Here is a 24,286-nt window from a genome sequence, read left to right as displayed (position 1 = left end):
AGACGCGCTTTATGCATCGGGCAAGCTTCAGGGCAGTTAACTCGACTTCATGGCGGCGAAAGGGCAACGCGCCGGCCTCTACTCATCCTCGAGCAGAAGACGGATTTCTACGGTCCCGCCGGCCTCATAGACGGGATTGCCCGCGAGACACGACGCCGCGTCCTCCAGGCTGTCTGCGGCGATCCGGATGAACCCCGCCAGATGGTCAGTCGAAGGCCGAACTGCCCCATCCTTCCGGAAACAGGCCCCGTCGCCGAGGCTGCTTCCACCGCGGAGACGCCCGGCCTCGGCGAGTCCATCGAGATAGGCCGGCCAATCCGCTGCGGCCTCATCGACCGCGTCAGCGTGCATCAGCAGCAGATACTCACTCATCCGACGGTCGCTCTCGCAGGGCGCTAAAGGGCCTCGATGATCACGAAGGCCTGGGCATAGGGATGATCATCTGTCAGGGACAGATGAATGACGGGCGTCATTCCGGCCGGCACCATCGAGGCAAGCTGCGCCGCAGCACCGCCTGTCAGAGCAAGGGTCGGCTTGCCAGAGGGCAGGTTGACCACGCCCATGCCCGCCAGATGCACACCCCTCTTCAGGCCCGTGCCCAGGGCCTTTGAACAGGCCTCCTTGGCCGCGAAGCGTTTGGCATAGCTGCTGGCCCGGTCCGGCTTGCGCTCTGAACGCGCTCGCTCGATCTCCGTAAAAACCTTGTGCGTGAACCGATCGCCGAAACGCTCCAGGGACTTCTCGATCCGCCGGATGTCACACAGGTCGGATCCGATGCCGATGATCACGCTGCCAGTTCCGCGCGAGCGGCTTCCATCAGGGCCCGCATGCGATGGATCGCCTCGGGCAAGCCCACAAAGATCGCCTCGCCAATCAGGAAATGCCCGATGTTCAACTCGGCAATCTGAGGGATGGCCGCAATCGGCTTGACGGTCGCATAGTCGATACCGTGTCCGGCGTGGACTTCCAGCCCGAGGTTGGCGGCCAGGTCCGCGCCATCCTGAAGCCGGCGGAGAATGGCTGCAGCGCGATCGACCTCGCCCGCGCGCGCCGCATCACAATAGGCCCCCGTATGCAGCTCGATCACCTGGGCACCCAGACGGTGGGAGGCCTCGATCTGCCCGGCTTCCGCATCGATGAACAGCGACACCCGGCTACCGGCATGCCGAAGGCGCGCGGTTGCGGCGGCGATGGCGTCATAGCCGCGCACGACATCGAGCCCGCCTTCGGTCGTGACCTCTTCGCGACGCTCCGGCACCAGGCACGCTGCATGAGGGCGGGCCTGCAGGGCGATCCCGACCATCTCATCGGTGACGGCCATCTCAAAATTGAGAGGCTTGCCCCGCTTGAGGCACAGGTCGGTGAGTACCGCGATGTCGGCATCGGAGATATGCCGCCGGTCTTCTCTCAGATGGGCGGTGATGCCGTCGGCTCCGGCGGCCAGGGCCAGCTCAGCAGCACGGACAGGTTCTGGATAGCTGGATCCGCGCGCGTTCCGGATCGTCGCCACGTGGTCGATATTGACGCCCAAGCGGACGCCCGTCTGATGTTCGCTAAGAATCTTACCGCCCTCGAACGCGATCGGCGGCCGAATGCGGGCCGTCATACCTAGTCTATCGCCTTCCGCTCAAGGGGTGGAGAGCAGAAAAGCACCGACCTTACAGTTCTGGTCGTCCGGTTGATTAGGCCATGGACAAGCCCGCCGCACACCGGCGAAAGTCGTCGCCCAGACTGTGGCGGATAAGCAAAATGATCCTGAAGACTGCGCGCGCCTTGGCGCTGACCCTCCTGCTGAGCACGACGGCCCACACCGCCCTGGCGGCCCCGGCGATTACGGCCGGCAAGCTCAAGGCGCTCAAAGCTCAGGCGGTGGCAGGCGTCGAGTCGCGGGCCAAGCTGTCCCAGGTCATGAACGACACGATCTTCTCGTTCGGAGAGCTCGGCTTCCAGGAGATCGAGACCTCGAAGTACATCACCGGGGTCTTGGAGGAGAACGGTTTTACCGTGGTGCGCGGCGTGTCGGGCATCCCCACCGCCTGGACCGCGACCTGGACGAACGGCAAGGGCGGTCCAACCATCGCCTTCGGCAGCGACATAGACTGCATTCCCAAGGCCTCGCAGAAGCCTGGCGTGCCATGGCATGACCCAATCGTTCCCGGCGCGCCGGGCCATGGCGAGGGCCACAATTCCGGCCAAGCCCTGAACGTCGTTGCGGCCCTGGCACTCAAGGATCTCATGATCAAGGAGAACATTGCCGGGACCCTGATGCTCTGGCCGGGCGTCGCCGAAGAACTGGTGGCCGGCAAGGCCTACATGGTCCGCGACGGCGTCTTCAATGGCGTGGACGCGACAATCTTCACCCATGTCGGCTCGAACCTCGCTACCACCTGGGGACAGCCGTCGGGCACAGGCCTCGTGTCCGTGAAGTACAATTTCCATGGCGAGTCCGCTCACTCGGCCGGAGCCCCTTGGCGGGGTCGAAGCGCGCTGGACGCGGTGGAGCTGATGAATATCGGCTGGAACATGCGTCGCGAGCATTTGCGGCCCGAACAGCGCTCGCACTATGTCATCGTCGACGGCGGCGATCAGCCCAACGTCGTGCCGTCCGAGGCCAGCGTCTGGTACTATTTCCGTGAGCAGACGTTCGACGCGATCAAGAAAAACTACGCCATCGGCGACAAGATCGCCCAGGCAGCGGCCGACATGACGGATACCAAGGTCGACCACCAGGTGATCGGCTCGGCTGCGCCTCGCCACTTCAACCGGCCGATGGCCGAGGCCGCCCAGGCCAATATCGAGGCCGTCGGCCTGCCGGTCTGGACCGCCGATGAGCAGGCCTTCGCCAAGGCCGTTCAGACCAATATCGGCGCGCCCAAACAGACCGGCCTCGACATCAAGCTGAAAGGCCTTTCTGCGCCCGATCCCAAACCGGAAAGCGGCGGCTCGGACGACATCGGCGACATCTCGTGGATCATGCCGACCATCACGATCAACTATCCCTCAAACATCCCTGAGCTTCCTGGCCACCACTGGGCCAACGCCATCTCGATGGCCACGCCGATCGCCCACAAGGGCGTGGCGGCGGGCTCAAAGGTTGTGGCGATGACGGCGCTGGATCTCCTGACCCAGCCCAAGCTGCTCGCCGCAGCCAACAGCTATTTCAAGGACGTCCAGACCAAGGACCAGAAGTACGTGCCTATGCTGGCAGCGACCGACAGGCCGCAGACCCAGATCAATGCGGGGATCATGGCCACTTACCGGCCGGCGATGAGCAAGTTCTATTACGATCCCAACAAGTACGGGACCTATCTGGAACAGCTGGGTGTCGAATGGCCGGTCAAGCAGCTGACGCCCCCGTCCACCAAATAGGGGGCGGCCAGTTGACTACTGGGCTTTGAGCCGGCGGCTGCCGGGATCCTCGATGGGGATCGCGGCCAGCTCCGGCGGCAGGGCGTCGGCAGGATAGGCCGGCACTTCCAGGCTGCACAGCGAGACCAGCGGCACACCGACATCAACCTTTCCGCCAGAGCGATCGACGATGCAGGCCGCCGCGATCACGTCGCCCCCGGCCTCCTGGATCGCGGCAATGCACTCGCGCGATGACAGGCCGGTGGTGACGATGTCCTCAACCATCACGACCTTCTGGCCGGGTTCGAGGTGGAAACCGCGGCGGAACTTGAAGCCCCCACCCTCGCGCTCGACATAGATCGAGGCGACGTTGAGATGGCGTGCAGTCTCATAGCCCGGGATGATGCCACCGACGGCGGGGGAAACCGCCACATCAGGCTGACCGACAGTGGCGACGATCTTCTCGGCCAGGGCCTTGCACAGGCGCTCGCAGCGCTCGGGTCGCATGAACACTAGGTTCTTCTGCAGGAAGACCGGGCTGTGCAGGCCGGAGGACAGAACGAAGTGGCCTTCGCGGAGGGCACCAGCAGCTCGAAATTCGTCGAGAACATCATCATTGGTCATGGGCGGCGGCTATACCGCACCCTGACGGGTCCGCCAATCACCTTGCACATCGGCCCGGATCCCGCTCTATCCCGGCCATGAGCGATCCCCAACGCCCGCGCATCGGCTGCGGTGCAGCCATTCTCGACGATCAGAATCGCCTCCTGCTGGTCAGGCGCATCAAGGCTCCCGAGGCCGGTCACTGGGGCGTGCCGGGTGGCAAGCTGGATTGGGGCGAAGCCGCGCGAACCTGCGCGGAGCGCGAAATCTCGGAAGAGCTGGGGATCAACATCCTGGCCGGTCCGGTCCTGGCCGTGACAGACATGATTTCCAAAGACTATCACTGGGTGGCGATCACCTATCGAGCCACGAGCTTCGAGGGTGAGCCGTCGATCCAGGAAGACCACGCCCTATCGGCCTGGGGCTGGTTTCCGCTGAGCGCCCTGCCCTCGCCCCTGACCGCCGCCACCGCCGATGCGGTGGCCGCGCTGCAGGCCTAGCCGCGCGTTCGGTCGACCGTCTCGACCGACGGGCAGGCTCTCAGAGCCGCAGAGATATTGGTCAGGTGCTTGGCGTCTCGCACCTCGACATCGATGTCGGTGTCGAAGAAGTCGCTCTGGCGATGATGCATGCGCAGATTGACGATATTGCCGCCGGCCTCACCGATGATCGTGCAGACCTGACCGAGCACACCGGGCGCGTTCTGGATCGTTGCGTGGAGGCGGGTCAGGGACACCGTCTCGCGCTCGGCTTCCGGCGTCCAGTTGAGGTCGCGCCAGAGATCCTCGCGGTCCTCGTAGTCGGCCAGCTTGGGGCAGTCGATGGTGTGGACATCGAGCCCCTCACCGTCCTCGCGCAAGATGCCGACAATGCGATCGCCCGGCACGGGGCTGCAGCAATGGGCAAAGTGCAATGAAACGCCCGGTGTCAGACCACCGCCGCGCACATAAAGCCTCGCGCCCTTGCCGCCCTCGATCTTGCGCCGGGCCGAGGCGGCGGCCATGTCGCTGTCCTTCATGCCCGGGAAAGCCGTTTCGAGGACCTGGCTGGGCGACACCCGTCCGCGGCCAACGGCATCAAACAAAGCGTCTTCGTTTTCGAGGGCGAACCGCTCCAGGATCGGCCGCAAGGACACGTCCTTCAGCTTCTTGCCGGCGCGCTCGAAGATCTGCTCCACCGAGGCTCGCCCGAGGCGCAGGAACTCTTCCTTCTCGGTCTGGCGGATATGCCGACGGATCGCAGAGCGCGCACGCCCGGTGACGGTCAATGAACGCCAGTCGGGCGGCACCACCGGCTTGGCCCCCCGGATCACCTCAACCACGTCACCATTGTTGAGGCCCGTGCGCAGGGGCTTCAGTTCGCCATTGATCTTCACGCCAATACAGGTGTCGCCGACGCTGGTATGGACCGCATAGGCAAAGTCCAGCGGCATGGCCCCGCGCGGCAGGCTGACGAGTTTGCCCTTCGGCGTGAAGACGAAGACCTGGTCCAGGAACATCTCGAGCTTGGCATGCTCGACCAGTTCCTCGGCGTCGCCGCCATGCTCCAGCACCTGGACCAGCTGTCGCAGGTTGGCCAGCGGATCGCGACCGCCGGCGGCCTCCATACCTTCCAGATCAAGTCCGTAGGAGGCGTCCTTGTAGCGGAAGTGCGCGGCCACGCCCTCCTCATTGACGCGATCCATGGCCTCGGTACGGATCTGCATCTCGATGCGCATGCCGCGCGGCCCGACCACCGTGGTGTGCAGCGAACGGTAGTTGTTGCGCTTGGGCGTCGAGATGAAGTCCTTGAAGCGATCCGGCACGCTTGACCAGGCGCGGTGCACCACACCAAGGGCGCGGTAGCAGTCTTCCTCACCGTCGACGATCACGCGGAACGCGTAGATGTCAGACATCTGCGAGAAGCCGATCGACTTGCGCTGCAGCTTTCGCCAGATCGAATAGGGGGACTTCTCCCGCCCATAGGCCCGGGCCGGAACCCCGGCTGTCTCCAGACGCGCCGCGATTTCCTGGCTGACCAGGGACACCGCCCCGCCCTGCTCGGCACGCAGGGTGTCCAGCCGCCGGATAATCGCGTTCCGGGCCACGGGATTGGTATGCTCGAAACTGAGCTCTTCCAGTTCCGTGCAGATGCGATGGCAGCCGATGTTGCGGGCCAGAGGCGCGTAAATGTCTCGCGTTTCGCGAGCGATACGCTCGCGCTTTGCCTGGCTCTTGATGAAATGCAGGGTCCGCATGTTGTGCAGGCGGTCGGCCAGCTTCACGAGCAGGACGCGAACGTCCTTGCTGATCGCGAGGATGAACTTTCTCAGGTTCTCGGCCTGCCGCGAATGCTCGGCCTGCAACTCCAGCTTCGAGAGCTTGGTTACGCCTTCGACCAGTTCGGCGATCTCGTCGCCAAACAGGCCGGCGATATCCTCGCGACTGACCGGCGTATCCTCGATCACATCGTGCAACAGGGCCGTAACGATGGTCGCAGTGTCGAGCCGGTACTCGGTCAGAATCCCCGCCACCTCGATGGGATGGGCGTAGTATGGATCGCCGCTGGCCCGGGTCTGACTGCCGTGCATCCGCATGGCATAGACATAGGCGCGATTAAGCAGGGCCTCATCGGCCGTCGGGTCATAGGAATGAACCCGTTCGATCAGCTCATACTGACGTAGAAACTTCTGGCGCGGCTTCTGCGCCGGTGTGGCCTCGCTGGAGGCCTGAAACGAAGACGCGCCCGAATCGACCTCGGCTTGAGGATCGACGGGCGCGCGTTCGGATGGAGCGGCGGCAGGCGCCGCTTCAAGGGTCAGAGGGTCTGTGCCGTCGGGGCTCAGTACCGCTCCTCCTGGCCGCCGTCGCGGTCGCTTTGCAGGGCGCGAACCAGTTCCAGCTCGCTCATTTGCATGTGGCTCGGATCCGCCAGCAGAGCCAGGGTCTCGGCCTCTTCTTCGGCCTCGGTGTGCTCATCAACGCGCTGCAGCGTGCTGATCAGTTGCTCCTTGAGGCCTTCGTGATCGACGACGTCATCGGCGATTTCACGCAGGGCGACGACGGGGTTCTTGTCGTTGTCGCGGTCAACCAGCAGGGCGGCACCGGCCGAAATGCCGCGCGCCCGGTGGGCGGACAGCAGGACGAGCGCAAAGCGGTTCGGAACCTTCTCGACGCAATCTTCGACGGTGACGCGGGCCATGAATTCCTCGGGCTAGCCGTGATGCTCTACAAAATACGGGTCCGAGCGGCGTAACGCAACGCCGCTGAGGTTGTCGCCCATCTTTCGCGAGGGGGCGCTTATGCCTGCTTCGCGTCAGGAAGTCCAGCGCATGACGTTTCAGGGCCTGGCATCGCGCCCAACCTTGGCAGCGTCCGCCAAACGTACGGCAAGCTCACCGTTGACCGGATGCCGCCAGCCAGGCGCAATCTCGGCCAACGGCCCCATGACGAACAGACGCTCATGGGCTCGCGGGTGTGGCACGGTCAGGCCACCGGAGATCACCTGTCGGCCATAGGCGATCAGGTCCAGATCCAGTGTTCGGGGCGAATTGGCCACCTCGCGGTCACGCCCGAAGCGGGCCTCAATACGATGCAGAGCGGACAGGACGACCGACGCGTCATGCGCGGCATCTACCAGCACGACGCCATTCAGGAAGGGTGGCGCAGAAGCATCAGGCCAGGCTGCGGATGTCCACCAACCCGACCGATGAGTCACTTGCAGCCCCTCGGCGGGAAACGCGGCCAGTGCCGCTTCCAACAAGGCCTCGCGACTCGTATAGGGTCCCGCAAGATTACTGCCGAGAGCCACGATTATGGCCTCGTCCAATCCATTTTGATCGACCACATTTTTCAAGGATTTGCCGCTTTGACCTTTTATCCGACCGACCGCCTCGCCCTCTTCATAGACGGGGCCAACCTTTACGCCGCTGCCAAGTCCCTGGGCTTCGACATCGACTACCGCAAGCTGCTCGACGAGTTCAAAAAGCGCGGCGTCCTGATCCGGGCCTATTACTACACCGCCATCAACGAAAACGACGACTATTCACCGATACGTCCTCTGGTCGACTGGCTTGACTACAATGGCTTCACCCTGGTGACCAAGCCCGCCCGCGAGTTCACCGACAGCCAGGGCCGCAAGCGTTGGCGTGGGGACATGGATGTCGAGATCGCCGTCGACATGCTGCAGATGGCCGAAACAGCGGATCACCTTGTGCTGTTCTCCGGCGATGGCGACTTCCGCGCCCTGGTGGAGGCCGTGCAACGCAAGGGTCGTCGGGTGACCGTCGTCTCGACGATGAAGAGCCAGCCGCCCATGACCAGCGATGACCTGCGTCGCCAGGCCGATGACTTCGTCGATCTGAACGACCTGGCCAACATCATCGGCAGACCGCAGCGGGCACCGGCACCGCGTCCTCTTTCAGATGTCCGCACCCTCGCCGAGCGCGAAGCTGAAGATGAGTACTGAGCAACCATCCAATATCCCCGGCGAGGCTGTCCCCTCCCCAGCTGAGCCGGCACGCGACTGCCCTCTGTGTCCTCGGCTTGTGGCCTATCGACGCGAGAATCAGGACCTCTATCCCGACTGGTTCAATGGGCCGGCTCCATCCTTTGGCGACCGCGAGGCCCGACTTCTCGTCGTTGGCCTGGCACCGGGTCGCAAAGGAGCCAACCGCACCGGGCGCCCCTTCACCGGCGACTTTGCCGGGGCCCTGCTTTACGAAACCCTGAACAAGTTCGGCTTCGCCACCGGCAGGTTCGAGGCGCGGGCGGATGACGCGCTGAGACTGGTCGGCAGCGTGGTGACCAACGCCGTGCGCTGCGCGCCACCCGGCAACAAGCCCGAGACCAGCGAAGAAAATGCCTGTCGACCCTTCCTGACCAAGCGGATCGAGGCCCTTCCCAGGCTCAAGGCCATCGTCACCCTCGGCGACGTCTCACGCCGCAATGTCCTGAAGGCCCTGGGCCTGAAGGCCTCCGCTGGCACGCCGGGCCACGGCTCCGAGTTTCAGGCCGGCCCCTATAGGATCTTCAACAGCTATCACTGCTCACGGCTCAACACGAATACCGGCCGCCTTACGACGCCCATGTTCGAGGATCTGTTTGCAAGGGTCAGAGACTATCTCGATGCAGAGGCCTAAACGACCAGGCCGCTGACCTTCAAGCGGACCCTGGCCAGGATGTCGTCAGCCGTCACAAACAGGGTGTGGCCGTCCTCGCCAAAGGCGCAGTTTGCGACGGAACGTCCTAGATCGATGACGCCGATCAGATCACCCTTGGGTGTGAGCACCAGAACCCCACCCGGTCCCGTGGCGAAGAGCCGGCCTTCAGTGTCCAGGCACATGCCGTCCGGCAAGCCGGGACCGCCCGCCCGGAGCAGGGGCATGGCGTCAAAGAATACCTGGCGATGGACTGGAAGGCCGTCGTTCCCGAGGTCATAGGCCATGATCACCGGACCATCCGGATCCGAGACCGCCACATAGAGCCGGCGCTCGTCTGGTGACAGGGCCACCCCGTTCGGAAAGGTCAGCTTGTCGTCGACGACCAGCAAGCTGCCATCCGGCCGGAGAAGATAGACGCCGTTGAAGGCCAACTCCTTGACCGGAGAGTCATTGAGCCCCGTCAGGCCGTAGGGCGGATCAGTGAAATAGACAGAGCCCGTCCGAGAGACTGCGAGATCGTTGGGGCTGTTGAACTTCTTGCCCTTGTAGCGATCGACAACGGTGGTCTTCTGACGGGTCTTCAGATCGACCCTGGAGATCGCCCGATTGCCATGATCGCAAACCAGGAGTGCACCGGATGCGTCCAGCGCAAGTCCATTCGATCCAGGCTCCCTGAAAGCCTCGGTTGCAGGCCCGTCATAGCCGGAGGGCTTGAAGAAAACGGTCGCCCCCTCGGACTCGCTCCAGCGATACATCACATTGGCTGGCACATCGGAAAAGACCAGATAGCCGCCGTCCTGCACCCAGACCGGCCCTTCTGACCAGACAAAGCCTTCGGCCAGCATTTCGATCCTGGCCTCGCCCTCGACCACCGCATCAAGCGAGGGAGACAAATGGCGTATGCGTCCCACAGTCGGACGAGCGGCATGAGCAGACACCGAGACACCTCCGGCAAGAACGGCAGCACTGGCCCCAAACAAGGTGGAACGGCGCGTCGGCGACATATGGCAGGACCCTTCAAAATGACAGCGATGTCATATTGCTATTTCGGCCAGCTGGCGACCCGCCTTGTGTATTGGTTAGGAAAGTCAGCTTCGTACGCGTGGCACGGCATCGAGCCAGCGCGCATAGGCTGCTTCGCGCTCGTGCAGACCCAAGCCGGGCGTCAGCGCCTCCGCTGTTGGACGGGCCGCAACAGCCTCATCCTCAGAAGCATAGAGTCCAGCCCCAAGGCCGGCGAACAAGGCCGCACCGAGGGCTGTTGTTTCCAGATAGCTCGCTCGCTGGACCCGCATGCCGGTGAGATCAGCCAAGCGTTGCGAGAACCAGGCGCTCTTGGACATGCCCCCATCAATCCGAAGCTGTGCGTCGTCTCCGAAAGCATCCGGCGCATCGGCCCGCATGGCCTCGATGAGGTCCCGGCTCTGCAAGGCGCAGGAATCAAAGGTTGCCGCCGCGATTTCAGCCAGGCCGGCGTCCCGGGTAAGCCCGAAGATTGCGCCGCGCGCGCCAGCATCCCACCATGGCGCACCGAGGCCTGTGAAGGCCGGCACCACCACTACGCCGTGATCCGGCCGGGCTGTCCGCGCCAAAGCTTCGGCCGCGCGTGGGCCACCGGTGATGCCAAGGCCTTCTCCAAGCCATTGCACGGCTGCACCCGCGACGAAGATTGATCCCTCAAGGGCATAGGTTGTCTTGCCGGCAACCCGGGCCGCCACGGTCGTCAGCAGGCGTGAGCGCGACACCGGACGGGCTTCACCGGTATTGATCAGCATGAAACAGCCTGTGCCGTAGGTCGCCTTCATCTGACCGGGGCGAATGCAGCCCTGGCCCATCAGGGCCGCCTGCTGATCTCCCGCCACGCCCCGGATCGGTACTTCACGTCCGAGAATCTCGGTCGCTGTGACGCCATAGTCATCCGCGCAATCGAGCACACGCGGCAGCAGATTGGCCGGGACATCGAAGAGCTCGAGCATGGGCGGAGACCAAGCCTGCGCCTCAATGTCGAAAAGCAGCGTTCGCGAGGCATTGGTGGCGTCGGTGGCATGCACCTTTCCCGCCGTGAGCCGCCAGATCACCCAGCTGTCGATGGTGCCGCACAGGAGCTCACCGGCCTGTGCACGCGCCCTCGCTCCCTGAACCCGGTCAAGGATCCACGCGATCTTCGGGCCTGAGAAATAGGGGTCCAGCAGAAGGCCGGTCACCTCGGCCACCCTGGCCTCATGCCCGTCAGAGCGGAGGCGGTCACATACGTCCGCCGTACGGCGGTCCTGCCAGACGATAGCAGGATGAATGGGCCGGCCTGTCGACTTGTCCCAGACCACGACAGTTTCACGCTGGTTGGTCACACCAATCGCCACGACATCGGAGACGGCGCGTCCAGACGTCTCCATCGCCTCGCGCAGCACAGCGACGCAGGCGGCGAAGATCTCTTCGGCATCGTGCTCCACCCAGCCGTCCGCTGGATAGCTTTGCCGCAGGGGTCGGGTGGCGTCCGCAAGGGCCGCGCCCGTTGCGTCGAACAGGATCGCACGGGTGCTGGTAGTGCCCTGGTCCAGAGCCAGAATCAGTTGTTCAGCCACGTCCTCGCCTCCCACCTTGTTGCTTCGCCCGCGACAACCCGCCGCTGTTCTTGTCGATTGTTGGGTCACACCGTTTAAGCATGTTTTCATTTGCAGGCAGCAAGGTCATCCTCACTGCATTCAGGATTCGAGGAGGCTGGTCATCCAAGCCGTCCAAACCGCTAAGCTTCTGAACCTGGCGCGCAGTCGCGATCCGGGCGACCGCGAGCGACTGCTCAGCGGCATCATCGAGCTCTGCGAAGCCGGGCAGGCTGCCGGTGCGCCGACGGATCCCGATGTTCAGCGCCTGCTGGACTCCATCTTCATGACCCTGGTTGTCGAGGCCGAGCGCGACATCCGGCAACGTTTGTCCGAGCGTCTGGCAGATGCGCCCTGGGCCCCTTCGGCCCTGATCAACATTCTGGCCCTCGATGAAATCGAGATTGCGCGGCCGATCATCGCCCGTAGCCCCGTGCTCCAGGACCATGACCTGATCCGACTGATGGTCCAGGCCACACTCGAGCACCAGATCGAGATCGCTCGCCGCCCTCGCCTTTCGGCCTCTGTCGTCGAGGCCATTCTTGCCCGTGATGAGCCTGCAGTCCTGACGGCCATGGCGAGCAATGAGACCGCCGAAATCTCGGCGGATGGTTTGCGACGCCTCGTTGGCCGCGCCAAGGATGTGGTCGCCCTGCGCTCTCCGCTCGCCCGCCACCCGCTGTTGTCGAGCGAACTGGCCGAGCAGCTTTATCTGTGGGTTGGACGCGCCCTGCGCGAAGCCCTCACAACCCGCTTTCACCTTGACCCCGAGACCCTGGCCGATGCGGTCGGTGAGACCCTGCGCGCCGCACATCAGGGTGAAAAACCGGCCAATGAGAGCGACCTTGAGCCTGACGATGAGCGTGAGGACATGGAACGTTCGCTTGTCGAGAAGCTCGACGCGGCGGGTCAGCTCCGGCCAGGCTACCTGCTGCGCGTGTTGCGCGAGGGCCGCCTGCCGCTCTTTGTCGTGGCGCTGGCGAGACTGGGTCAGTTTGACAGCGGCCAGATCCGGCGCGCAATCGACAGCAACCGCCCGGAACTCCTGGCCCTGGCCTGTTCGGCGGTGGGCATCGACCGCAGCGTGTTCCCTACCATTCTGGACCATGTTCGCCAGTTGAACGGTGGCCGGCCCGGCGGCGGCGATGAGGGGGCCAGGCGTGCTGGCAGCGCCTTCGGTCCGTTCACGCCGGACATCGCAGGAATGGCGTTCAGACAGGCTGTCAGCGCGGTTTGACAAGCCGGTTGGCTTCGCGCCTCTTGAGCGTGATGTACCAGCCCCAGCCCTTCCTGACTCGCCTGACGTTCAAGGCCAGCGACAGGCCCGAAGCCGAAGAGGCCCGCGAGCGCCTGATCGCCCGTTATGGTGATGTCGGAGAGGACTCAGCCCAGGTGATCGTTGCCCTGGGCGGTGATGGATTCATGCTCGAAACCCTGCATGCTGCCATCGCCAGCCAGACACCGATCTACGGCATGAACCGCGGCTCTGTTGGCTTTCTGATGAACGAGTACAGCGAAGATGGGCTTCTGGAGCGGATCAATGCCGCCGAACGGGCGACGATTCATCCTCTCGCCATGACCGCCATCGACTCACAGCGCCGCAACCATCGCGCCCTGGCCATCAACGAAGTCTCCTTGCTTCGACAGACCCGACAGACCGCCAAGCTCCGCATCTCGATCGACGGCAAGGTCCGGATGAGCGAACTGGTGTGCGACGGTGCCCTGATTGCGACGCCGGCCGGTTCGACGGCCTATAATCTCTCGGCCCATGGCCCGATCATTCCGATCGGGGGACAGGTGCTGGCCCTCACGCCAATCAGTGCCTTCCGTCCCCGCCGCTGGCGCGGGGCCCTTCTCCCGCGTTCAGCGCGGATCACTTTCGAGATCCTCGAGGGCGACAAACGTCCAGTCAGCGCCGTGGCAGACAATTTCGAGGTTCGTGATGTCCTTGAAGTGCACATTTCCGAAGACCGTGACACCAGCTTGGCGATGCTTTTCGACGCCGGCCGGAGCCTTGACGAGCGCGTACTCACTGAGCAGTTTTCGGCCTGAGGCGTCGGCCGCAGAGAAACGGATGTCTCACGCGTTGTTAACGCCTGCTATGATACCCAATACCAACTGTGCGCCGCCGGGGAGGCGATCTTGACGACTAAGCCAACCGCCGAAGTGATCCAGGTTCCGAATATGCTGAAGCTGAAAGTCGGCGGACGCGGCGGCATCGACATGGCAGCAATCGCCAAGGCGGAAGCTGCGCTCAAGAGCCTGTCGGGCAATTTTGCACAATGGCTTCAGGACGAAATCAGCAAGCTCGAGGCCGCGCGTCAGGACGTAAAGACCGAAGGATTGAACGCCACGACGGTCGAGGCCCTCTATCTGCGGGCCCATGATCTGAAGGGCCTCGGCGCTACCTACGAATTCCCGCTGATCACCCGAATCGCCGCTTCACTTTGCAAGCTGATCGACGAGCCGGACACGCGCCTGTCAGCCCCGATGTTCCTGGTGGATGCTCATATCGACGCCATCAAGGCTGCCGTGCGCGGCGACATCAAGGTCGACACCCATCCGGTTGGCAAGGCCCTGGCCGAAGAACTTGAAGGTCGGGTTACAGAGTACCTGGCCGGCTGACCGTCTTCAGATCAGGCCGAACAGGCCTCTGAGATAGGGATTGAGCATTCGGCCTTCCGGATCGAGCTCAGCCCGGACTTTCAGGAAATCATCCCAGCGCGGATAGAGGGCTGCCAGCTGCTGACCACGCAGGTTGTGCAGCTTGCCCCAGTGCGGGCGTCCACCATGACGGCGGAAGATCGGTTCGATCAGTTCATAGAGGAATGAGAAATCGTCCTTGTAGTGCGTGTGGACGGCGATCGATCCGCGAGGCCCGCCATGGAAGGGCGACAGCCAGGCATCATCGGCCGCGATCCGACGCACCTCGATCGGGAAGAACACGTCAGGCCGCTCCTGCTCTATCGTCGCGACCACTTCGGCCAGAGCTTCGAGTTGGGCATCGACCGGAAGATGGAACTCCATCTCGTTGAAACGCACCGGTCGTTCTGTTGACAGGAGCTTCCAGCCCTCATCGACGGCCGTCTCCGGTTTGGCACTGGCCAGCAGCGCCCTGGCAGCCGCCTTTCGCAGGGGCACCGAGAACCCGAAAAGGTTTCGCAAGGCCTTGAGGGCGTCGAGGAAGGCTGAGTCCTGATCCGGGCCCCGCGCTTCGGCCGGGTCGTCAGTCTCATCATGGCTGATGCCGACCGCTAGCCCGGTAAACGGTACGGCATAGAACTCGAAATTGCGATGTTGCGCCCAGCGGGCCTCGGCCTGGCCCAGAGCCTCATCAAAGGGTTCGATCCAGACGCGCCGGCGGACCCTTCGATTGGCGATGGTCTTCAGCCTGACCTGGGAGATCACGCCGAGCGACCCGAACGAAACCTTTGCAGCCTGGAAGATGTCAGCGTCGCGGCCAGCATCACAGTCGATCACGCGCCCGTCCGGCGTCACGAGGCGAAGCGCCGTCACATCGCCGTGCAAGGCTTGCAGCTTGACGCCCGTGCCATGGGTCGCCGTAGCCAGGGCACCGGCGAGAGATTGCTTGTTGATATCGGGCAGATTGGCCATCGCCCGCCCCTTGGCCGCCAACGCTGGGCCCAGAGCCCCAAGCCGAGTGCCCGCCAGGACCACGGCCTCATCGCCCTGCCACTCCGTTACGCCCGACATGGCGTCCAGGGAGACCATGGTCCCATTCGTCGGAACCAGGGCCGTAAAGGAATGACCGGCACCGACCGGCCGGATCGGAGCCGACGCAGTCTTGAGCATGCGGGCCAGTTCAGCCTCGTCCCTCGGGGCCAGGCGCGCCGAGGGATAGGCGGTCTGGATTCCGGACCAGTTGCGCCACAGAAGTTTGCCGTCCGGGCTGACGGACTTCGGCGCGGGGGGCTCGGGCTTGTCGTGGGTAGCGGTCAGATAGACCCCGCCACCGGCCGCCACGGTTGCCAGCACGGAACTGCCCGCGACCAGTGCCCCTCGTCTCGAGATCATGCGTTCCCCCAAGCCTATGCGGGGTCTTCGCGCCCCGCCATGAATCGTATCAGGCCCTGGAAATCCGCCGGTGCGCAAGCCACGCACTGGCCCGAGGCCGGCATGGCCTTGAAACCCTGGATGGTATGGTCAAGCAACACGGCCTCGCCCTGCTTCCAGCGGGGATCCCAGGCCGCGCGATCCTGCACGAGCGGCGCGCCCGTGCCAGGTGAGGCATGGCAGGCCTTGCAGGAGGTCTCGTAGAGGTCAGCCAAGCGGGCATCAGCGGGCTTCAGCTGCAACGCCTCTTCCGGCGTGGGGGCCGGCGGAAGCTTTTCGCTGCAGCCCGACAGGGCCAAGGCCGTAACAGCAAGAAGCACGGCAGCACGCATCAGGCGCCTATCCCGTTCAGGCGCTTCGCAGCGGTAACAGTGTTGGCCAGAAGGCAAGCGATGGTCATGGGGCCGACGCCTCCCGGTACGGGCGTGATGGCTCCCGCCACCGCCTTGACCTCGTCGAAGGCCACATCCCCGACCAGACGGGTCTTGCCTGCTGCAGCTGCAACGGGATCGCGGGACGGGAATCGGCTGATCCCGACATCGATGACCACCGCGCCCGGTTTGATCCAGTCGGCCTTGACCATCTCGGCGCGCCCGACGGCGGCAACCACGATATCGGCCTGACGGACGATACCGGGAAGGTCCTGGCTGCGGGAATGGGCAATGGTTACCGTGCAGTCGGCAGCCAGAAGCATCTGGGCCATGGGCTTGCCCATCAGATTGGATCGGCCAATCACGACCGCGGACTTGCCGCGCAAATCGCCGAGCACGTCCTTCAAGAGCATCATGCAGCCCAGGGGCGTACAAGGCGTCAGGGCCGGCAATCCACTGGCGAGGCGCCCCGCATTGGTGACGGTGAGGCCATCAACGTCCTTGTCCGGCGAGATCGCCGCCACGATATCCGACTGCTTGAGATGATCCGGAACCGGGAACTGCACCAGGACGCCATGGATTGACGGATCGCCATTCAGCTTTCCGACCAGGGCCAGAAGGTCGTCCTGGCTGACATCGGCGGGCAGTCGGTGTGTTTCGGAATGCATGCCTGCAGCCAGGGTCTGCTCACCCTTGTTGCGAACATAGACCTGGCTGGCCGCATCGTCTCCAACCAGGACGACGGCAAGCCCCGGCGTGACGCCATGCTCGGCCTTCAGGACCTCGACATCCGCTGCCACCTGCTCGCGCAGTTTGGCGGCGAACGCCTTGCCGTCGATGATCGTGGCCTCAGACATGGGTGCCTCCCTGTTCCGCTGTGCCTAACCGCTCGTTTTGCTGCGCGCAACGCTGGCGTGGAGAGCGGGCAAACGTGCTAGACGCTCGGCCATGGCGACACAGTCCTCAAATTCGCGCGCAGACGTCGTCCTTGTGGGCGGCGGTCTCGCCAATGGCCTGATTGCTCTGCGATTGAGGGCTCTGCGCCCTGACCTCCGCGTCATTCTGCTGGAACGCGAGAAAAGAATCGGCGGCGAGCACACCTGGTGCCATTTCGGGACCGACGTCAGTCCCGGGATTTCTGGCTGGCTCAGACCCCTCATCGTCCACCGCTGGTCCGACTATGAGGTCCGCTTTCCGGGTCATAGCCGCGCCCTCAAGACGCCCTATCTGGCCATCACATCCCAGCGCCTGCACGAGGCAGTTTCAGCGGCCCTCGGCCAGGATGCATGGCTGAGCGCAACGGCGTCGGAGGTGTCGCCGCACCAGGTCACCCTGACCGATGGCCGACGCATTACAGCGGCCGCCGTCATCGACGGACGTGGCCCTCGCCGCAGCCGCAGTCTGGCTCTGGGCTGGCAAAAGTTTCTGGGCCAAGAGGTGAGGCTGACGAGGCCCCATGGCCTTGGCCGGCCGATCATCATGGACGCCACGGTGTCCCAGCTCGACGGCTACCGCTTCCTCTACGTCCTGCCACTCGATGCAAGCCGTCTTCTGATCGAAGACACGCGGTATAGCGACGGCTTCGACCTCGATCGCGACGCGCTGCGTGCCGACATTCTCGCCTATGCCAACCAGCAGGGCTGGGCCGTAGAGAAGATTGTGCGGGAAGAGCACGGGGTTTTGCCCATCGCCCTTGCCGGCGACATCGACGCCTATTGGCGCGAAGCGAGGGCCCAGGTGGCTGAGGTTGGCCTAAGGGCCGCCCTGTTCCAGCCGACAACGGGCTATTCCCTGCCTGATGCCGCACGATTGGCCGATCAGATCGCCGCCCTGCCCCACATTACCAGCGCCCATGTCCGGGCCTGCGCCGAGGCCCAGTCCAAAACGGCCTGGCGAAAGCGCCGGTACTTCCGTCTGCTTAATCGGATGCTGTTCAGGGCCTGTGAGCCGGACCAGCGCTTCAAGGTTCTGGAGCGCTTCTATCGATTGCGCCTGCCGCTCATCCAGCGCTTCTACGCGGCGCGCCTGACACTTTGGGACAAGGCGCGCGTCCTGATCGGCAAGCCGCCCGTACCTGTCTCGCGCGCTCTGAACTATCTGAGCGAACACTCTGTGATCGAGGACCGACCTGCATGACCCTTCCCAAACCCCGCGCAGCAGTCATCGGTTCCGGCTTTGGGGGCCTCGCCTTGGCCATCCGCCTGCAATCTTCGGGCTTTGATGTCACCGTGCTTGAAGCTCGCGACCGGCCCGGCGGTCGCGCCTATGTCTGGGAGGACGAGGGCTTCATCTTTGATGCCGGTCCCACGGTGATCACCGATCCCGATTGCCTGAAAGAGCTGTTCACGCTCAGCGGCCGCAGGATCGAGGACTATGTCGAACTTTTGCCGGTCAACCCGTTCTACCGGCTGGTCTGGGAAGACGGCGACGTCTTTGACTATGTCAACGACCAGGCTGAACTGGATCGCCAGATCGCCGCCCGCAATCCGGCCGATGTCGAGGGCTATCGCAAGTTCCACGCCTATTCCGAGGAGCTCTATCAAAAGGGCTATGTCGAGCTGGGTGCCGTGCCGTTCCTCGACATCCGCAGCATGATCTCATCGGCCCCCGCCCTGATGAAGCTGCAGGCCTGGCGCAGCGTCTATGACAAGGTCTCATCGTTCGTGAAGGACGAGCATGTCCGTCAGGCCCTGTCCTTCCACAGCTTGCTGGTCGGCGGCAGTCCTTTTGCAACCTCGTCGATCTATGCCCTGATCCATGCCCTGGAGCGCCGAGGCGGCGTCTGGTTCCCGCGGGGCGGCACCGGTGCCCTGATCCGTGGTCTTGTGCGCCTTTTTGAGGACCTCGGCGGCACGATCCGTCTCAATGCACCGGTCCAGAAGATCACCACCCGGGACGGCCGCGTCACGGGCGTGATCAATCATGACGGCACCGTCGAGACGTTCGACACCGTGGCCTCGAACGCCGACGTGATGCACACATATCGCGATCTTCTGGTCGATGATCCGCGCGGCAAAAAGGTCGGCAAGGCGCTGGAAAGCAAGCGCTGGAGCCCGTCACTTTTCGTGATCTATTTCGGCCTCAAGGCCGAACATCCCGAGATCCGCCACCACACCATCTGCTTTGGCCCGCGCTACCGCGAACTGATCGGCGATATCTATAACAAGGACGTCCTGTCCGACGACTTCTCGCTCTATCTGCACTCGCCCTGCGCGACCGATCCCGGCATGGCACCGCCCGGCTGCAGCAGTTTCTACGTCCTGTCGGTGGTTCCCAATCTCGAGACCGCCCAGATTGACTGGTCCAAGGAAGGGCCTGCCTATCGCGACCGGATCCTGAACTATCTGGAAGAACGCTACATTCCCAACCTGTCGCGCGACCTGGTGACCAGCCGGATCTTTACGCCGGACGACTTCACCATCGAGCTGAATGCCTGGCAGGGAGCCGCCTTCTCGCTTGAGCCCCTGCTGACCCAGAGCGCCTTTTTCCGAACCCACAATCGCGACGACGTCATTCCTAACCTCTACTTCGTCGGTGCCGGCACCCATCCGGGTGCCGGTATTCCAGGCGTGGTGGGATCCGCCAAGGCAACGGCCTCCCTGATGATCGACGATTTCGAGACCGCAAAAGCGTGAGCCAACTCGAAGCCCAGAGCCGCGAGGCGATCCAGAAGGGCAGCAAGAGCTTTGCGGCCGCTGCAGCGCTGTTCGACGCTGAAACCCGCGCTGACGCCGAAATGCTCTACGCCTGGTGTCGGCACTGCGACGACGTGATCGACGGCCAGACCCTGGGCCATGGCATGAGCCCGGTGGAGGATGCCCCGGCCCGTCTGGCAGCGCTCTATGCCCAAACCCGCGCTGCTCTGGCTGGTGAGCCGCCTGCTGATCCACAGTTTGCCGCGTTCCAGACCGTAGCCCGCCGACGCCGGATTCCGGGGCGCTACGCCCTGGACATGATCGACGGCTTCGCCATGGACGTCGAGGGCCGCCGCTACCAGACGCTGGACGACTTGCTGGACTATTGCTGGGGCGTGGCCGGGGTGGTCGGAACCATGATGGCCCTGGTTATGGGCACGAAGCCCGATGCCCTTTCGACCCTCCGTCGCGCCCAGGATCTGGGCCTGGCATTCCAGTTGACCAATATTGCCCGCGACATTGTTGAAGACGCTCGCAACGACCGGATCTATGTGCCGCGCGCCTGGCTCGCCGAGCTGGGCGTGCCCGAGACAGCGGTCGCCGATCCAGCCCATCGTGGCGCGGTGGCGGTGATGGCCAAGCGCCTCGTCGACGCTGCCGAGCCCTATTATGCCTCGGCCCGCTGGGGCCTGCGCGACCTGCCCCTCCGCTGTGCCTGGGCCATTGCAGCGGCCCGGGGGGTCTATCGCCAGATTGGCCTGGATGTCGTTCAGGCCGGCGACAAGGCCTGGGACGAGCGCGTCGTGGTCAGCGGCCGAATGAAGGCCCTGCGAGCCCTGGAAGGCGGCCTCATCGCCCTGCGTTCGGCGATCTGGGACCGGGCGATCCAGCCGCCTCAGCGGCCCGATATGTGGTCAAAGATCTAGGCTTCGACCCCGCGCGCCTTCAACTGCGCCTTCAGGTCGCGCACAGGCTTGGCCCAAAGGAAGCCGAACGAGACCGCCCCGTGCTTGGTGTGGACCGCGTGGTGGATGCGATGGGCCTGGATGGCGCGTTTCCAGAAGGCGGACTTGCCGAACGGAGTCTTGAAGCGGCGGTGCACCATGCCGTCATGAAAGATGAAGTACATCATCCCGTAGGCGGTGATCCCGAGACCCACCGGAAGCAGCCACGGCGTGCCATGCACGCCGAAATAGATTGCCACGATGGCCGGGGTGGCGAAGACCACAGCGAACAGGTCGTTGAGCTCGAACAGGCCTTCGCGCGGTTCATGGTGTGACTTGTGCCAGACCCACATGAAGCCATGCATGACATAGCGGTGCGTCACCCAGGCAAAGCCCTCCATGAAGGCGAAGGCGGCCAGGAACAGAACGATATCGAGAGCCAGTTTCGCCATCAGGGTCCTATCGACGGGACAGTCGCACCAGGGTCTGGGCCAGGGCCAAACCACCCAGGCCGGCGGCGGTGAGCACGCCCCAGGCCCTATACACCTGCGAGAGTGGCGCGTCGCGCCAGAGAACGCCTTGATAGGCATCAATGACCCAGGCGTGAGGCGTGAACCAGCCGACGGTCTGCAGCCAGGCCGGCATCAGGAAGCGCGGCACCATGCTGCCGCCGATGGCCGCCAGCACCAGGATCACGAAGGTCGACAGCATCTGGGCCTGCTCTCGCGTCCGGCAGACCGAGACCAGCCCCAGGGCCAGGCCCGCCGCGCAGACGGCCGCCGCCAGGGTGGTCGGCAGCCAAAGGCCGAAGTGCTCCAGAACGGCGACGCCATAGACGATCTGGGCGGTCGCGAAGATCGCTGTGGCCTGCACGATCCCCTGCCCGACCAGGAAGACGAACTTTCCGGTCACCACAGGGCCCATGCCGGCCACGCCCGCCAGAAGGCGATCGGCCACGCCGGTCCGGCGCTCGTCCATCAGGCCCAGGGCCCCCTGCATGGCCGAGAACAGGGCGAACAGGATCATCACCGCCCCGCCATAATAGGCGATCGTCGCCCCGCCCTTCTTCGCCCCCAGCAGGTCTTCCCGATCAAACAGGTCACCGCCGGTGACGGCCGGAGGCTTGAGTTTCAGGGCCGCTGCCGCCGCATCAAGGCGGGCGCTCTGGGCCGGGGTCAGGGGGGTCAGGACGGGAGCCAGCTGATCGACGCTGCGGCGCAGGACGGCGTCGGGCGCGGCCCGGGCCATGGCCTGTTGCACCCGGGCCTGGGTCAGGGGGGCTGCCACGGCGCGCGCGGGGTCGGCAATGATCAGGAAGGGCCGCCCGGGGCCGGCCGGATCGGCGCGGATCACGAGACCCACATCGGCCTGGCCCGACTTCACCAGGGCCCGCACGGCCTCGACCGTGGCCGGTGCCACAGCCTCGGCCCGGATCTCGGAACTGGCCAGCAGGGCCCCGGCGACCCGACCGGACGTCTCGGTGCGGGCCAGATCGACCATGGCCAGCTTGGGCTTGATGTCCTCGCCGGTCGCCCCGGCAAAGACCGAGCTGAAGATCAGGAAGACCAGAGGCGGCAACAGGAAGGTCATCACCAAGGCTGCGCGATCGCGCCACAGCTCCAGCACCATCACGCGCACCATGGCCAAGGTCATCTCAAGGCGGATCATGCGGCCAGCGTCCGCTCGGCGACGAGACTGAACAGGTTGTGCAGGGACGGCTCCCGGACCCGGATTTCGCGAGGGCAGAGGCCCGCCTTGCGGAGCTGCTTGTCGAGTCGCCCGGCGGCGGCATAGCCATCGGCCTCGAGACAGGTCCAGAGCCTGGCCCGATGGGCGGTGCGGCTCAGCCCCGCCGCCGTCAGCAGGGCCTCGCCGGCGGCATCGGGCTCGCTCGAAAGCTCCACCAGAACTTCCATGCGGGAGCCAAAGGCCTCAGCGATCAGGGCCTGGGGTGGCCCTTCCAGCACCAGCGCGCCGTCCCGCAGGAAGCCCACCCGATCGGCCAGGGATCCGGCCTGCTCGAGATCGTGGGTGGTCAGGAGCACCGCCACGCCGAGATCGCGCAGGCCCCGGATCACGGCATCGAGGGCCTCGCGGGCATCGATATCCACGCCCACCGTCGGCTCGTCGAGGATCAAAAGGGCCGGCTGATGCACGATGGCCGCCGCAATATTGGCCCGCCGCTGATAGCCGCCCGACAGGTGACGGACCGGTACGTGGGCGCGGTCGAGCGTGCGGGTCAGCTGCAGCGCTCTCTGGACGGCAGCCGGGACGTCGCGGCGCGGGACCTGGGCGAGGCTGGCGAAGGTTGCCAGGTTCTCCGCCACGGTCAGGTGGGCGTAGAGGGCGATCTCCTGCGGCACCAGGCCAAGGCCGGCCCGCGCCGCGCTGACCCGGGCCGGGTCCTGGCCCTGGAGCCGGACGCTGCCGGCTTTGGGCCGAAGGCGTCCGCAGATGGTCTTGATCAAGGTGGTCTTGCCGGCCCCGTTGGGACCCAGAAGGGCATAGATCTCACCGGGCGACAGGGCCAGATCGACGCCGGCCAGCACGGTCCGGGGTCCATAGGCGTGGCGGACGCCGGACACCGTCAGAAGGGGCAAGCCGGTCACGCGGCCGCCTTGCGCCCGGCGAACAGACGGCCGACATAGCCCGCCACAAGGTCGCAACCGCCGACCGCATCAAGGGCCGCACGGCCGGCCGCCAGGTGATCGTCCATAGCGGCCCGCGCTCCGTCCACGCCCAGCAGGGAGACGGCCGTGGTCATGCCGGCATCCTTGCCGACATCCTTGCCGGCTCCCTCGACCGAGCCTTCGGCATCGATCAGGTCATCCCGGATCTGGAAGGCCAGGCCCATGCGTCGGCCAAACTCGCCCACTGCCCCGACGGCGGCGTCTCCGGCCCCGGCGATCCGGGCTCCGGACTGGGCCGCGGCCATGATCAGGACGCCGGTCTTTTCATGGTTGAGGCGATCAAGCGCCGGCACATCGCGCATCTGGTCGCGGTCGAACAGATCCCGGGCCTGGCCGGCGATCAGGCCCGAAAACCCGACGGACCCGGCGATACGGCCGGCGATCTCGGCCCGCAGACCGCTATCGAGGGCCGCATCGGCCGCGACCACGGCATAGGCCTGGTTCAGCAGACCGACCCCCGCCAGGACGGCCGTCGCCTCGTCGAAGGCCCGGTGGATGGTTGGGAGACCCCGCCTCAGACCGGCATCGTCCATGGCCGGCAGATCGTCGAGAATCAGCGACGCCGCATGGACCATCTCGAAGGCGCAGGCCGTATCCAGTGCCACCCCTTCGGATGCGCCGAACTGGGCGGCGGTCAGCAGGGTCAGCATCGGACGAAACCGCTTGCCGGGGGCCAGCAGGGCATAGCGCACGGCCTCGACCAGCCGATCCGGTGCCGTTCCTGGTCTGGGGGCGAGCTCCGCCAGGCGTCGATCGACACCGGCACGAAGGGCCTCAAGGCGCTGCAAATCGGCGGCGGTGTCGTCCATACGCAATCGCGACAGGCCCAGATGCCCCCATGCGGGCCCGCTCATTTGACGGCGCCCGCCGCGAGCGTCAAG

The 24,286-nt window shown here is 64.8% G+C and carries 26 protein-coding genes; 10 read left to right on the top strand and 16 right to left on the bottom strand.

From position 1 onward, the window contains the following. Positions 1 to 78 precede the first annotated feature (78 nt). From ACW17U_RS06255 to ACW17U_RS06245, 3 genes are read right to left on the bottom strand one after another with little or no spacing between them, the layout of a single operon-like run. Positions 79 to 372 carry a YciI family protein gene (locus ACW17U_RS06255; RefSeq protein ID WP_492055257.1) on the bottom strand — a complete coding sequence of 98 codons (294 nt, stop codon included), beginning with the start codon at positions 370 to 372 and terminating at the stop codon, positions 79 to 81. 23 nt (positions 373 to 395) lie between these two features. Beyond that, a complete protein-coding gene (gene acpS, locus ACW17U_RS06250) occupies positions 396 to 788 on the bottom strand; it encodes a holo-ACP synthase (protein WP_062146929.1) in 393 nt (130 codons plus the stop codon). After that, a complete protein-coding gene (locus ACW17U_RS06245; RefSeq protein WP_492055256.1) occupies positions 785 to 1,606 on the bottom strand; it encodes a pyridoxine 5'-phosphate synthase in 822 nt (273 codons plus the stop codon). Before ACW17U_RS06245 ends, acpS begins: the two co-directional genes overlap by 4 nt. 143 nt (positions 1,607 to 1,749) lie before the next feature. Here ACW17U_RS06245 and ACW17U_RS06240 point away from each other — a divergent pair, with 143 nt between their 5' ends. Beyond that, positions 1,750 to 3,369 carry an amidohydrolase gene (locus ACW17U_RS06240; protein ID WP_492055255.1) on the top strand — a complete coding sequence of 540 codons (1,620 nt, stop codon included), beginning with the start codon at positions 1,750 to 1,752 and terminating at the stop codon, positions 3,367 to 3,369. A gap of 15 nt (positions 3,370 to 3,384) precedes the next feature. Here the strand turns inward: ACW17U_RS06240 and pyrE are convergent, their stop codons facing one another. Next, positions 3,385 to 3,972 carry an orotate phosphoribosyltransferase gene (gene pyrE, locus ACW17U_RS06235; RefSeq protein WP_492055254.1) on the bottom strand — a complete coding sequence of 196 codons (588 nt, stop codon included), beginning with the start codon at positions 3,970 to 3,972 and terminating at the stop codon, positions 3,385 to 3,387. 77 nt (positions 3,973 to 4,049) lie between these two features. On the opposite strand from pyrE, the gene ACW17U_RS06230 reads away from it, so the two are divergent. After that, positions 4,050 to 4,451: an NUDIX domain-containing protein gene (locus ACW17U_RS06230; protein ID WP_062146935.1), complete on the top strand. Its 402-nt coding sequence runs from the start codon at positions 4,050 to 4,052 to the stop codon at positions 4,449 to 4,451. Here the strand turns inward: ACW17U_RS06230 and ACW17U_RS06225 are convergent. The 3 genes from ACW17U_RS06225 to folK form a co-directional block, all read right to left on the bottom strand. Next, positions 4,448 to 6,526 (bottom strand): RelA/SpoT family protein, encoded by a 2,079-nt coding sequence (locus ACW17U_RS06225; protein WP_062146937.1) that lies wholly within the window; start codon positions 6,524 to 6,526, stop codon positions 4,448 to 4,450. The genes ACW17U_RS06230 and ACW17U_RS06225 overlap by 4 nt on opposite strands. Before the next feature lie 245 nt (positions 6,527 to 6,771). Beyond that, on the bottom strand, positions 6,772 to 7,131 hold the full coding sequence (gene rpoZ, locus ACW17U_RS06220; protein WP_035049486.1) for a DNA-directed RNA polymerase subunit omega: 360 nt from the start codon (positions 7,129 to 7,131) through the stop codon (positions 6,772 to 6,774). A gap of 138 nt (positions 7,132 to 7,269) precedes the next feature. Continuing rightward, positions 7,270 to 7,746, bottom strand: coding sequence for a 2-amino-4-hydroxy-6-hydroxymethyldihydropteridine diphosphokinase (gene folK, locus ACW17U_RS06215; RefSeq protein ID WP_492055698.1), 477 nt, complete (start codon positions 7,744 to 7,746; stop codon positions 7,270 to 7,272). Between the two features lie 51 nt (positions 7,747 to 7,797). On the opposite strand from folK, the gene ACW17U_RS06210 reads away from it, so the two are divergent. Then, positions 7,798 to 8,397, top strand: coding sequence for a LabA-like NYN domain-containing protein (locus ACW17U_RS06210; RefSeq protein ID WP_492055253.1), 600 nt, complete (start codon positions 7,798 to 7,800; stop codon positions 8,395 to 8,397). Next, a complete protein-coding gene (locus tag ACW17U_RS06205) occupies positions 8,387 to 9,070 on the top strand; it encodes a uracil-DNA glycosylase (RefSeq protein WP_492055252.1) in 684 nt (227 codons plus the stop codon). Before ACW17U_RS06210 ends, ACW17U_RS06205 begins: the two co-directional genes overlap by 11 nt. Here ACW17U_RS06205 and ACW17U_RS06200 read toward each other — a convergent pair. Together ACW17U_RS06200 and glpK are read right to left on the bottom strand one after the other, a co-directional pair. Next, a complete protein-coding gene (locus tag ACW17U_RS06200) occupies positions 9,067 to 9,984 on the bottom strand; it encodes an SMP-30/gluconolactonase/LRE family protein (RefSeq protein WP_492055251.1) in 918 nt (305 codons plus the stop codon). The genes ACW17U_RS06205 and ACW17U_RS06200 overlap by 4 nt on opposite strands. A gap of 195 nt (positions 9,985 to 10,179) precedes the next feature. Continuing rightward, the gene (gene glpK, locus ACW17U_RS06195) at positions 10,180 to 11,673 is read right to left on the bottom strand and encodes a glycerol kinase GlpK (RefSeq protein WP_062146948.1); all 1,494 of its coding nucleotides are present in this window, start codon (positions 11,671 to 11,673) and stop codon (positions 10,180 to 10,182) included. 169 nt (positions 11,674 to 11,842) lie between these two features. On the opposite strand from glpK, the gene ACW17U_RS06190 reads away from it, so the two are divergent. The 3 genes from ACW17U_RS06190 (at position 11,843) to ACW17U_RS06180 (ending at position 14,316) form a co-directional block, all read left to right on the top strand. Beyond that, a complete protein-coding gene (locus tag ACW17U_RS06190; RefSeq protein ID WP_062151540.1) occupies positions 11,843 to 12,928 on the top strand; it encodes a DUF2336 domain-containing protein in 1,086 nt (361 codons plus the stop codon). A 32-nt stretch (positions 12,929 to 12,960) separates the two neighbouring features. Beyond that, complete coding sequence (locus ACW17U_RS06185) at positions 12,961 to 13,743, top strand: NAD kinase (protein WP_062146950.1); 783 nt, start codon at positions 12,961 to 12,963, stop codon at positions 13,741 to 13,743. Between the two features lie 90 nt (positions 13,744 to 13,833). Then, positions 13,834 to 14,316, top strand: coding sequence for an Hpt domain-containing protein (locus ACW17U_RS06180; RefSeq protein WP_062146952.1), 483 nt, complete (start codon positions 13,834 to 13,836; stop codon positions 14,314 to 14,316). Positions 14,317 to 14,322: 6 nt separating this feature from the next. Here the strand turns inward: ACW17U_RS06180 and ACW17U_RS06175 are convergent, their stop codons facing one another. The 3 genes from ACW17U_RS06175 to folD are packed head-to-tail and all read right to left on the bottom strand — an operon-like array spanning position 14,323 to position 16,993. Further along, positions 14,323 to 15,726 (bottom strand): D-arabinono-1,4-lactone oxidase, encoded by a 1,404-nt coding sequence (locus ACW17U_RS06175; RefSeq protein WP_492055250.1) that lies wholly within the window; start codon positions 15,724 to 15,726, stop codon positions 14,323 to 14,325. A 14-nt stretch (positions 15,727 to 15,740) separates the two neighbouring features. Further along, positions 15,741 to 16,097 (bottom strand): c-type cytochrome, encoded by a 357-nt coding sequence (locus ACW17U_RS06170; RefSeq protein ID WP_492055249.1) that lies wholly within the window; start codon positions 16,095 to 16,097, stop codon positions 15,741 to 15,743. Continuing rightward, positions 16,097 to 16,993, bottom strand: a complete 897-nt coding sequence (gene folD, locus ACW17U_RS06165; RefSeq protein ID WP_492055248.1) for a bifunctional methylenetetrahydrofolate dehydrogenase/methenyltetrahydrofolate cyclohydrolase FolD — start codon at positions 16,991 to 16,993, stop codon at positions 16,097 to 16,099. The genes ACW17U_RS06170 and folD overlap by 1 nt, the downstream gene beginning before the upstream one ends. 91 nt (positions 16,994 to 17,084) lie before the next feature. Here folD and crtY point away from each other — a divergent pair, with 91 nt between their 5' ends. Genes crtY through ACW17U_RS06150 form a run of 3 tightly spaced genes read left to right on the top strand, consistent with a single transcriptional unit; the run spans position 17,085 to position 20,697 of the window. Next, positions 17,085 to 18,272, top strand: coding sequence for a lycopene beta-cyclase CrtY (crtY, locus tag ACW17U_RS06160; RefSeq protein ID WP_492055247.1), 1,188 nt, complete (start codon positions 17,085 to 17,087; stop codon positions 18,270 to 18,272). Further along, the gene (locus ACW17U_RS06155) at positions 18,269 to 19,771 is read left to right on the top strand and encodes a phytoene desaturase (protein WP_492055246.1); all 1,503 of its coding nucleotides are present in this window, start codon (positions 18,269 to 18,271) and stop codon (positions 19,769 to 19,771) included. Before crtY ends, ACW17U_RS06155 begins: the two co-directional genes overlap by 4 nt. Then, positions 19,768 to 20,697: a phytoene/squalene synthase family protein gene (locus ACW17U_RS06150; RefSeq protein ID WP_492055245.1), complete on the top strand. Its 930-nt coding sequence runs from the start codon at positions 19,768 to 19,770 to the stop codon at positions 20,695 to 20,697. Before ACW17U_RS06155 ends, ACW17U_RS06150 begins: the two co-directional genes overlap by 4 nt. Here the strand turns inward: ACW17U_RS06150 and ACW17U_RS06145 are convergent. The 4 genes from ACW17U_RS06145 to ACW17U_RS06130 are packed head-to-tail and all read right to left on the bottom strand — an operon-like array spanning position 20,694 to position 24,259. After that, positions 20,694 to 21,167, bottom strand: a complete 474-nt coding sequence (locus ACW17U_RS06145) for a sterol desaturase family protein (RefSeq protein WP_492055244.1) — start codon at positions 21,165 to 21,167, stop codon at positions 20,694 to 20,696. The two genes, ACW17U_RS06150 and ACW17U_RS06145, sit on opposite strands and share 4 nt — an antisense overlap. A gap of 7 nt (positions 21,168 to 21,174) precedes the next feature. Further along, positions 21,175 to 22,383: an ABC transporter permease gene (locus ACW17U_RS06140; protein WP_492055243.1), complete on the bottom strand. Its 1,209-nt coding sequence runs from the start codon at positions 22,381 to 22,383 to the stop codon at positions 21,175 to 21,177. Continuing rightward, positions 22,380 to 23,324 carry an ABC transporter ATP-binding protein gene (locus ACW17U_RS06135; RefSeq protein WP_492055242.1) on the bottom strand — a complete coding sequence of 315 codons (945 nt, stop codon included), beginning with the start codon at positions 23,322 to 23,324 and terminating at the stop codon, positions 22,380 to 22,382. The genes ACW17U_RS06140 and ACW17U_RS06135 overlap by 4 nt, the downstream gene beginning before the upstream one ends. Further along, positions 23,321 to 24,259 (bottom strand): polyprenyl synthetase family protein, encoded by a 939-nt coding sequence (locus ACW17U_RS06130; RefSeq protein ID WP_492055241.1) that lies wholly within the window; start codon positions 24,257 to 24,259, stop codon positions 23,321 to 23,323. Before ACW17U_RS06130 ends, ACW17U_RS06135 begins: the two co-directional genes overlap by 4 nt. Positions 24,260 to 24,286: the final 27 nt, after the last annotated feature.

It is taken from the genome of Caulobacter sp. AVps16 (genome assembly GCF_058681455.1).
The sequence above is the reverse complement of the archived record's forward strand: the minus strand, read 5'-3'. Positions and strand labels throughout refer to the sequence as shown.